Genomic DNA, 10049 nt, shown 5'->3' with positions numbered 1-10049 from the left:
GGCACACTGTTGAGTTCTCAAAGAACACGCACACACCATCGCCACCGAGAAACACGTTCTCGGTCACTCCGGGGCAACTGTTCCAGCCTATCTCATCGAGCAGACCCGGTCAAAACCGCACCCGCCAGATTGTGAAGGCAACGAAGCACAACCGATCGAAACCGGCTACAACTTCAAGGATTACCAGGCGCCTACGTCCAACCTCGTGTCCCCGGCCTCTCGGCCCGGGTCGGTGTCCGTGTCGCTCTGACTCGACAAAAGTTACGCGAACAGAAACACAGCGTCAAATCCGCAGGTCAGCACGCTACGCCGGAAACGGAGCTCAGTTCAGGTCCGTTTCCGGCCCCCACGGATAGCCTGGCGTCATGCTCCTCGCACCGCGGTACGGCCAGGCGACGCTGTCCGACCTTGTTCCCTCCGTGCTCGCTCATCTCGGCGTGGCCGGCGAAACGGATCGGATCGGCCTCGACCTCTCCGGCGTCTCCAGAGTCTGCGTTCTGCTGATCGACGGGCTCGGTGCCGAACTGCTGGCGTCCCACCCCGAGGCCGCGCCCTTTCTCTCGAGCAGACTCGGGCCCATCCTGACCGCGGGTTTTCCCACGACCACTGCGACCAGCCTCGCCTCGCTCGGTACCGGAGTCCCGGCCGGGCAGCACGGGGTGGTCGGCTACCTCATCCCCGCGCCCGGACAGGACCGGCTGATGAATCCGCTCAAGTGGCGCCTGCATGGCGAAGGCCCACGGGTAGACCTGCTCAAGGAGTTGGTCCCCGAGGAGTTCCAGCCGAGCCCGACCGCCTTCGAGCGCGCCGCCGCGGATGGGGTCACCGTGTCGAGGGTGGCCCCGCCCTATCAGGGCGGTTCCGGGCTCACCCGGGCCGCGCTACGCGGCGGGGAGTTTCTGCCGAGCTTCTCGCTCGGCGACCTGGTCGACGCGTCAGCGAACGCGCTGCGCCTGGGTTCGCGCTCGCTGGTGTACGCGTACCACGGTGAATTGGACCTGACCGGCCACGCCAGGGGGCCGGCGTCGCCCGCTTGGGTCCTCGAGTTGGCGCAGGTCGACCTGATGGCGCGGCAGCTCGCGGAACGGCTGCCCCGCGACGGCGCGCTGGTCGTCACCGCCGATCACGGCATGGTCGAGGTGCGGTCCCCCGTGGACATCGACGCGTCGGCCGACCTCAGGGAGGGCGTCCGCCTGATCGGTGGGGAGCCCAGGGCCCGGCACGTCTACACGGACGATGGCGCCGCCGACCAGGTGGCCCGAACGTGGCGGGATCGCCTCGGCGACGAGTTCGCGGTGCTGACCCGCGCCGAGGCGATCGACAAAGGCTGGTTCGGCCCGACCGTCACCCCCGCGGCCACGGAGCGGATCGGTGACGTGATCGCGATCGCCCGCGGATCGAGCGCACTGATCCGGACGGGCGCCGAGCCCCTCCAGTCCATGCTGATCGGTCACCACGGATCGCTGACGTCCGCCGAGCTGCACGTGCCGCTGCTGGTGTTCCGGGGCTAGCTGGCCAAGTCTCCCCGTTCCCGATCGCCGCACGCTCGGTACATCTCGGCAGCACCCACCATCTCCTGATGGACAGCTCACATGCGATGCGCGTAACGTTTCCCAATACTGTAGGAGCGCAGAGCTATTCGTTCACCATGGGATTTCTTTCGCGTCGGCTTGATCTCGGCGGCCGTCGTGGGTGGCGTACTCGCTGGACCCACGACAGCCTCGGCCGACGCGGTCGGCTGGAGCTCACCTTCGTGCAGCCTCATGCAGCAGCCCGAGTCGCCGTTCGGATCCTCGGCCTGCGAAACGTCCCTGGGCTCATCGTCGGCCGACCTTGCGGCCGACCAGATGTCGGCGGACATCGCGAAACTGACCAACGACCACCGCGCACGGAACGGCCTACCGACGCTGAAGGTGAACGCGGACATCTCGGAGGTGGCCCAGGCCTGGAGCACCCGGCTCGGTCAGGCCGGGAAGTTGTCGCACAACCCGGCGTATAGCAAGGAGATCCCGCGCGGCTGGCAACTCGCCTCGGAGAACGTCCTCCAGAACTGGAAGGGGGCCTCCGCCGAGGAGCTCGTTCAGCAGTGGATCAGGTCACCTGGCCACAACATGAACATGCTGAACCCCGACATCACCGACATGGGCGTGGGTTACCACGTCGGACCGGACGGTTGGGCCTGGGCCACCCAGAACTTCGCCCGCTACTGAGTCGACGCCACGGGTCCGCCGCCGCCTGTCAGGTGGTCGGAGGGGCCGCGGTGTGACCGCGCACCAGTTCGGTCTCCAGCATCTCGACCGTCGCGACACCGGAGTGCGACGGCGTCAGCAGCAACGCCCCCGCTCGCCGGCCCTTTTCCTCCGCGGGCTGACGGACGGTGGTCAGGCCCTCGCGCAGCGCCTCGTCGACCCCGTCGAATCCGGTGATGGACAGCTGGCCCGGCACGTCGATGCCGCGCCAGCGGGCAAAGTCCAGGGCGCCGAGCGCGAGCACGTCGGTGGTGCACAGCAGCGCGGTGATCCGCGGATTGGTCGCGAGCGCCTGCTCGGCCCCCGAGTGACCGGCCATGGAACTGTGCTCCGCTCGCTCGATGATCGTCAACGATCCCGGGTCCAGCCCGGCCGAGGCGAGGGCGTCGCGCACGCCGGCGATCCGCTCGCGCTGGACGTGGAAGTTGGGTGAATCGAGCCGAGCGGAGTCCGCTACACCGTCCCGGTGGTCCCGGCCGAGCCTCATGCAGATGACGCCGATGTCCTTGTGCCCCAGGGACAGTAGGTAGTCCGCGATCTTGCGCATCGCGCCGCGATCGTCGATCCCGACCAGTGATGCACCCTCGATCTCGCGCGGCTGATCACAGATCACCATCGGCAGTCGCCGCTCGAGCACCGCGGCCAGGTACGGATCGTCGTCGGCGACCGAGTAGACGACGAACCCGTCCACCCCGGCCTGCTGGACCACCGCCGCGGACTGGACGTCGTCTCGTCCCGGCCCGGCCGGGATCAACAGCAGCCCCTGCCCGGCCGCCTCGCACGACTCCGCCAGCCCGGCCAGGAAGCTCATCGCGGCCGGATCCCGGAAGGAGTAACTCAACGCCTCGGTGAGCAGCAGGCCGACCGCCCCGGCCTTGCGGGTACGCAGCGAGCGGGCAACCGGATCCGGGCCCGGGTAGCCACGCCGCTTGGCCGCCTCGAGCACCCGTTCCCGGAGCTCGGTGGACAGCTGATCAGGGCGGTTGTAGGCGTTGGAGACCGTGGTTCGGGAGACCTTGAGCTCCGCCGCGAGCGACGCCAACGTCGCCTGGCGGCGCGGATGACGGGACCGGGGCATAACGGGACGGTACGCAATGGCGCGAGTGACCACGAGCACGCCCCCTCCAATGTACAACGGAAACGATTTCCATTAATATCTAGGCCATGCCTCTGGGAGAACTGACACCGCGCACCGCCCCGACCCGGCCCCTGCGCCGGACGGCGAGTGTCGCGGTCGGCCTGGCGCTCGCGGGAGCATTGACCCTCTCCGCCTGCTCGTCCGACCCGAACGGCGGGTCCGGCCCGACCACGCTCGCCGACGGGCAGCGCGCCAACATCGTCGCGTCCACCGATGTCTGGGGATCGGTCGCCGCCGCCGTCGCCGGCGACCGGGCCGACGTCACCTCGATCGTCACCGACCCGTCCGCGGACCCGCACTCCTTCGAGGCCAGCCCCCGGGACGCCGCCGCCATCACCGACGCCGACCTCGTCGTCTACAACGGCGGCGGATACGACGAGTTCATCGACGACGTACTCGCCGGCACCCCCGGCAAGCGCACCGTCGACGCGTTCGCCCTGTACGGCACCGAGACCGACCTGCACGGCGACCACGGCCACGACCACACCGCCGAGATCGCGGCCGCCCCGGCCGACGCCACGACCGCCCCCGCGGAACCCGCCGCGTCCGAACCCGACTCGCATGCGGGCCACGATCACGACAGCGGCGGCGTGAACGAGCACGTCTGGTACGACCTCCCGACCGTGGACGCCGTCGCCAGCCAGATCGCCACCGAGCTCGGCGCGATCGACCCGGCGAACGCCGCCGCGTACACCGCCAACGCCGCGACCTTCCACGAACAACTGCACGCCATCACGGCCATCACCGGCTCCATCGCCGCCGGGCATCCGCAGGCGCCGGTCGCGCAGAGCGAGCCGATCGCCCACTACCTGCTCGTGGCCACCGATCTCCGGGACGAGACCCCCGAGGACTTCACGAAGGCCATCGAGGACGGCAACGACCCACCGCCCGCCGCCGTTGCCGCGACGCGGGACCTGCTCGCCGCCAAGAAGGTGAAGGTGCTGGTCTACAACAGCCAGACCCAGGACAAGGCGACCCAGAGCATCCGCGAAACCGCCGAATCGGCGGGCATCCCGGTCGTCGAAGTCACCGAGACCCTGCCCGAGGGATTCGACTACATTCAGTGGCAGACCCGAACCGCCGAAGCGCTCGCTGCGGCCATGAACGCCGCTCACTGACACCGCCGCGCACCGAAGAACGAATCCGCCGGTCACGCTGGCCGAACAATGAGCCTCGTGATCACCAGACCCGGAATGGCCCCGTGACCCACCCTGCTCCCGACGCACCGAGCGTCAGCCGAACACCCGCCGTCAAGCTGAGGCATGCCCGGCTGGCCTATGGCGACCGCACCCTGTGGTCCGAACTGAACCTGAGCGTCGAGCAGGGCGAGTTCGTCGCGGTCCTCGGTCCCAACGGGTCCGGGAAGACATCGCTCCTGAAGGTCCTGCTCGGCCAGCTCCCGCTGTCCGCCGGCACCGCCACGATCGCCGGAACCCCCGCCCGGACGGGGAACTCCCATGTCGGATACGTGCCGCAGCAGAAGTCGATGGACGAGGGCCTGCCGCTGCGCGGCCGCGACCTGGTGGGGCTCGGCGTGGACGGCCACCGCTGGGGCCTCGGGTTCCGCTCGCGCCGGTCGCGCCGGATCATCGTCGACGACGCCATCGACCAGGTGGGCGCCCAGGCCTTCGCCGACGCGCCGGTCGGCTCCCTCTCCGGCGGGGAACAGCAGCGGCTGCGGGTCGCGCAGGCACTGGTCGGCGATCCGAAGGTGCTGCTCTGCGACGAGCCGCTGCTCAGCCTGGACCTGGCCAACCAGCACCGGGTGTCCGACCTGATCAACCAGCGCCGGCTCGGCCACGACACCGCGGTGCTGTTCGTCACCCACGAGATCAACCCGATCCTGCCCCTGGTCGACCGCGTGCTGTACCTGGTCGACGGGCGCTTCCGGATCGGCACGGCCGCCGAGGTGATGACCTCGGAGGTGCTCTCCGAGCTGTATCAGACCGACGTCGAGGTGCTGCACGTGCGCGGACGGCTCGTCGTCGTCGGCACCGGCGACGCCATCGACGCGCTCGGCTCCGCCGGCGTCGACGGCATCCACCACGAGGCACACGAATGAACGAGAAGCTCGCCGACACGTTTTCGAAGATGTTCGACTGGCAGGCCACCGTCGACCTGCTGCAGTACGACTTCGTGCAGCAGGCCCTGCTCGCCGCGGCCATCCTCGGCCTGCTCGCGGGCGCGATCGGTCCGCTGATCATCAGCAGGCAGATGTCGTTCGCGGTGCACGGCACCAGCGAACTGTCGCTGACCGGCGCCTCCGCCGCGCTGCTCGCCGGGATCAGCGTCGGACTCGGTGCGATCGTCGGCTCGGTGTTCGCCGCCGTGTTGTTCGCACTGCTCGGATCCAAAGTGCGCGAACGAGACTCGGTGATCGGCGTGGTCCTCTCGTTCGGGCTCGGCCTGTCCGTGCTGTTCATGTGGCTCTATCCGGGGCGCACCGGCACCAGCTTCTCCCTGCTGGTCGGCCAGATCGTCGGTGTGGGCAACAGCGGCCTCCAGCTGCTGCTGGTGTGCGCGGTCGCGGTGCTGGCGGTGCTGGTCGTGGTGTACCGCCCGCTGCTGTTCGCGAGCACCGACCCGGACGTCGCGGTGGCCCGCGGCGTCCCGGTTCGCGGGCTCGCGATCGTGTTCGCGGTGCTCGTCGGCGTGGCAGCGGCGCTCGGCGTCCAGATCGTCGGCGCCCTGCTGGTGCTCTCACTGTTGATCACCCCCGCGGCCGCCGCGGCCCGGATCACCTCGAGCCCGCTCCGGACGACGCTGCTGTCGATCGTGTTCGCCGAGATAGCCGCGGTCGGCGGCATCCTGCTCTCGCTGGCGCCCGGCGTCCCGGTGTCGAGCTTCGTCACCACCATCTCGTTCGTGATCTACCTGATCTGCCGGTTCGTCGGACCCCGCCGGGCCCGCAACGCCGGACGGGTCCCGGTCACGGCCTGAGTTCCCTCCGAGCGGCCTGGGTCCGAGCGGCCTAGGATCGAAGGCCGTGGCATCCATCGATCTCAACAGCGACCTCGGCGAGAGCTTCGGCGCCTGGCGACTCGGCGACGACGAGGCCATGCTGACCCTGGTGACCAGCGCGAACGTCGCGTGCGGGTTCCACGCCGGTGATCCGACCACACTGCTGGGCACCTGCAGGTCCGCCGCGCAGCGGGCCGTGCGGATCGGCGCGCAGGTCGGCTATCGGGACCTGGCCGGCTTCGGCCGCCGCTTCATCGACATCGCGCCCGCGGACCTGACCGCGGACGTCATCTATCAGATCGGTGGCCTGGACGCCCTCGCGCAGACCGTCGGCTCCGCGGTCGGCTACGTCAAACCCCATGGCGCCCTGTACAACGCAATCGTGCATCACCGCGAGCAGGCCCGCGCCGTCGTCGCGGCCGTGGTCGCCTACGACCCGACCCTGCCGGTGTTGGGGCTGCCGGGTTCGGTCTTCCTGGCCGAGGCGGAGGCCGCGGGCCTGCGCACGGTGGCCGAGGCGTTCGCCGACCGCGGCTACACCCCGACCGGCGAACTGGTGCCCCGCGGACTGCCCGGTGCGGTGCTCGCGGATCCGGAGGTCGTCGCGGAGCGGGTGCTGCGGATGGTCGAGCACGGGGAGATCGAGGCCGTCGAAGGCACGGTGCTCGGCGCGCAGCCCGAATCCGTCTGCGTGCACGGCGATTCGCCGTCCGCGGTGGCCATGGCCGCCGCCATCCGGGCGCGACTCGACGGCGCGGGCGTTCGCGTGGGGCCGTTCGTCTGATGCGCCTGCTCGACGCCGGCGACGGCGGGGTGCTCGCCGAATTCGAAAACCTCGATACCGTGCTCGCGCACTACCGGGCGCTGGACGCCAGCCGCCCGGCCGGCATCGTCGACCTGGTCCCGGCGGCCCGGACGATCCTGGTGCGGTTCGACCCCCAGCGCACCGATCGAGCCGGTATCGCACGCTGGCTGCGCGAGACCGGGCCCGCGACCGGACTGGCGACGGAAGCGGGTGCACTGGTACGGATCCCCGTCCACTACGACGGACCGGACCTTTCCGCGGTCGGCGAACTGACCGGCCTCGGGCCGGATGGCGTCGTCTCGGCTCACACGGGCAGCGACTGGACCGTCGCATTCGCCGGGTTCGCGCCCGGGTTCGGGTACCTCGTCGGCGGCGATCCCCGGCTGCGGGTGCCCCGCCGAGACGACCCGCGGACCGAGGTGCCGGCGGGCGCGGTCGGGCTGGCGGGCGAGTTCTCCGGTGTCTACCCGCGGAAGTCGCCGGGCGGCTGGCAACTGATCGGCCACACCACCGAACGGATGTGGGAGGTCGACCGCGAACCGCCCGCGCTGCTACGGCCCGGAGACACGGTCCGGTTCGTCGCGGTCTGAGCCCCGCGGCCGCGTGCTGCGCCACGCGGTCAACACCCCTGCGGCGGCGAAGACGGCGAAGCACCCGAACAACAGCTTCGCCGAATCTTCCATCGATCCACCGAGATTCACCAGGACGCCGGCCATTGCAGACCCCACCGCGTTGGCGACCAACTGCACGGTGTTGATCGCGGCGGCCGCCTTGCCGCCCTCCACCTCGTCGTCCGCGGCGCCCATCGCGAAGGTCGCGAGGTGCGGCCACGCCACCCCGATGCCGGCGCCGCCGAGCACGAGCGCCGCGACCCAGACCCCGATCACGCCCGCCGTCGCACCCCCACGCTGAGTCGCGGCCGCCACCAGGAAACCCACCGCCACCATCGCGGGACCGGTGACGACGAGGGCGCGCACCGTCGACCGGTGGGAGGCACCCGCGCTGGAGATCTCGCCGAGGGTCCAGCCGACGGCGAGCGCCGCCCCGAGGAACCCGGCCGCCAGCGGTTCCAGGCCGCCGAGCCGTTGACCGAACAGCGGCACGAACGTCTCCGCGGTCGAGGCGACCGCCAGCAACGCGAACGTCGCATAGGTCCACTTCAGGGTATTTCGCGGCGCGAATGTCACGGCCGGGAGCACTCGGTTGGCCGAGCGTCGTTCGTGCGCGACGAACACGAGGAGCAGCGCCACCCCGGCGACCACGCCGACCGCGGTCAGCGCCGCGCTCGTCGCGATGCCCGCCACGCTCACCAGCAACGCGGCCGCGGACAGCAGCAGCATCGAGACGGCCGGGACCGCGACCTTCCGTCCCTCGATCCGATCACCCGCGATGTACCTGGGCACGATCGCCGCGATGCCGGCCGCCAGGACCGCGAGGACCACGAAAGCCAGCCGCCAGGCACCGAACTGCGCGAACACGCCACCCAGCGCGGGTCCCACGAATGTCCCGACGCCCCACATCCCGGAGACCAGCGCCGAGGCGCGGGCCCACAGGTGCTGAGGCAGGGTGGACCGGATCAGGGCGTAGCTCAGTCCGCTGAGCAGCCCACCGCCGAACCCCTGCAGGCCACGCCCCGCGAGCAACACGAACATGTCGGGTGCGGCGGCGCACACCACGGTGCCCGCCGCGAACAGACCGATCGCGACGAGATAGGCGCCCCGCGGCCCCGCGGCCGCGAGCAGCCGGCTCACCAGCACCGCCGAGATCACCGACGCGACAAGGAAGATCGTGGTCGCCCACGCGTAGAACCGGACTCCCCCGATCTCGTCGACGGCGGACGGGAGCAGGCTGGTGGTCAGGTAGATGTTGATCGCGTACAGCGCGACACCACCGGCCAGCACCACCATCGGTCCGAGGTGGTCCGGGCCGAGCAACTGCCGCCAGCCGCGGTCGGGTCGCGAGGTCGTGATGTCGGTCGACGCCATGGCAACCAGGCTAGAACCTCAAGTGCGGTCGAGGTCAATTCGCGGGTGGCCCGTCGAGCGTGCAGTTGCCGGAGCATCGCCCGCGTGGCGGCGACGGAAGGTGCACGCTCGGCGGACCGGGCGGGGCGGGGCGGGGCGGGTTAGGCGGGGCGCAGCGGGCGGGGCGGGGCGGGTTGGGCGGGGGGGCGGCGGGGCGGGCGGGCGCTAGCCGCCGAGCGCGAAGGCGACGAGAAACCCCAGCGCGGTGGACAATCCGACCCACCAACCGCCCTCCCGATATGCCTCCGGCATCAGCGAATCCGCGAGCACCGCGATCGTCGCCCCACCGGCGAACGCCTGGATGACCGCGATCTGCCGATCCGGAATGGCGTCGGCAGCAGCGTGCGCGCCGACCACCACCAGCACCAGCACGATGGCGGTCACCGACCACAGCAGCACCGCCCGGCCGCGGTTGAAATTCGGCTGCTCACGCATCGACGCAGCGCCCGCGACCGCCTCGGGCACATTGCCGACCGCGACCGCGACGAGCAGCACGAGGCCACCACCCGCGCTCAGCGAGACACCCAGCGCGGTGTTCTCCGGGATGCCGTCGAGCAGGGCGCCCAGCATCAACGCCCAACCGAGGGCCGCCGCACCGAGCTTGTTCTCGATGAGGTGATCGGACACCACGTAGACGAGTGCGCCCGCCATCAGGGCGGTTCCGGCGATCAGCACGCCCTCGGCCTCGAACGCGGGCTGGAACAGCTCCGTCGAGACCGCCGCGACCATGGTGCCGGCGCCGAAGGCCATCAGGGCCGCCAGCAGCGGACGCGGCAGGTCGTAGCGAAGCCCCACCATCGCGCCGATGAACAACGGCACGGCTGTTCCCAGCCCGTAGAGCGCGGCGGTGACCATCCGGCGATCGTACTGTC

Annotated in this window: 10 protein-coding genes; 7 read left to right on the top strand and 3 right to left on the bottom strand. The window is 70.6% G+C overall.

Going from position 1 to position 10049, the window contains the following annotated elements:
* The first annotated feature begins 365 nt into the window (after positions 1-365).
* The gene (locus tag ACFQS9_RS26335) at positions 366-1511 is read left to right on the top strand and encodes an alkaline phosphatase family protein (protein ID WP_378409482.1); all 1146 of its coding nucleotides are present in this window, start codon (positions 366-368) and stop codon (positions 1509-1511) included.
* Between the two features lie 252 nt (positions 1512-1763).
* Positions 1764-2210 carry a CAP domain-containing protein gene (locus tag ACFQS9_RS26330; RefSeq protein WP_378409481.1) on the top strand — a complete coding sequence of 149 codons (447 nt, stop codon included), beginning with the start codon at positions 1764-1766 and terminating at the stop codon, positions 2208-2210.
* Between the two features lie 28 nt (positions 2211-2238).
* Here the strand turns inward: ACFQS9_RS26330 and ACFQS9_RS26325 are convergent, their stop codons facing one another.
* On the bottom strand, positions 2239-3327 hold the full coding sequence (locus tag ACFQS9_RS26325; RefSeq protein ID WP_378409480.1) for a LacI family DNA-binding transcriptional regulator: 1089 nt from the start codon (positions 3325-3327) through the stop codon (positions 2239-2241).
* Between the two features lie 86 nt (positions 3328-3413).
* Between ACFQS9_RS26325 and ACFQS9_RS26320 the strand changes: the two genes are divergently transcribed.
* From ACFQS9_RS26320 to ACFQS9_RS26300, 5 genes are all read left to right on the top strand, one after another.
* Entirely contained in the window at positions 3414-4505 is a 1092-nt protein-coding gene (locus tag ACFQS9_RS26320; RefSeq protein WP_378409479.1) for a metal ABC transporter solute-binding protein, Zn/Mn family, read from the top strand.
* Between the two features lie 83 nt (positions 4506-4588).
* A complete protein-coding gene (locus ACFQS9_RS26315; protein WP_378409478.1) occupies positions 4589-5449 on the top strand; it encodes a metal ABC transporter ATP-binding protein in 861 nt (286 codons plus the stop codon).
* The gene (locus tag ACFQS9_RS26310) at positions 5446-6327 is read left to right on the top strand and encodes a metal ABC transporter permease (RefSeq protein WP_378409477.1); all 882 of its coding nucleotides are present in this window, start codon (positions 5446-5448) and stop codon (positions 6325-6327) included. The genes ACFQS9_RS26315 and ACFQS9_RS26310 overlap by 4 nt, the downstream gene beginning before the upstream one ends.
* A gap of 46 nt (positions 6328-6373) precedes the next feature.
* On the top strand, positions 6374-7132 hold the full coding sequence (locus ACFQS9_RS26305; RefSeq protein ID WP_378409476.1) for a LamB/YcsF family protein: 759 nt from the start codon (positions 6374-6376) through the stop codon (positions 7130-7132).
* The gene (locus ACFQS9_RS26300; protein WP_378409475.1) at positions 7132-7743 is read left to right on the top strand and encodes a 5-oxoprolinase subunit B family protein; all 612 of its coding nucleotides are present in this window, start codon (positions 7132-7134) and stop codon (positions 7741-7743) included. The genes ACFQS9_RS26305 and ACFQS9_RS26300 overlap by 1 nt, the downstream gene beginning before the upstream one ends.
* On the opposite strand, the gene ACFQS9_RS26295 is transcribed toward ACFQS9_RS26300, so the two are convergent.
* Positions 7705-9138, bottom strand: a complete 1434-nt coding sequence (locus ACFQS9_RS26295; RefSeq protein WP_378409474.1) for an MFS transporter — start codon at positions 9136-9138, stop codon at positions 7705-7707. The genes ACFQS9_RS26300 and ACFQS9_RS26295 overlap by 39 nt on opposite strands.
* A gap of 204 nt (positions 9139-9342) precedes the next feature.
* Positions 9343-10032: a ZIP family metal transporter gene (locus ACFQS9_RS26290; RefSeq protein WP_378409473.1), complete on the bottom strand. Its 690-nt coding sequence runs from the start codon at positions 10030-10032 to the stop codon at positions 9343-9345.
* Between the last annotated feature and the right edge of the window lie 17 nt (positions 10033-10049).

The organism is Rhodococcus daqingensis (assembly GCF_042665615.1).
Taxonomy (GTDB): Bacteria; Actinomycetota; Actinomycetes; order Mycobacteriales; family Mycobacteriaceae; genus Rhodococcus_G; species Rhodococcus_G daqingensis.
This window is presented reverse-complemented; position numbering and strand designations above follow the sequence as displayed.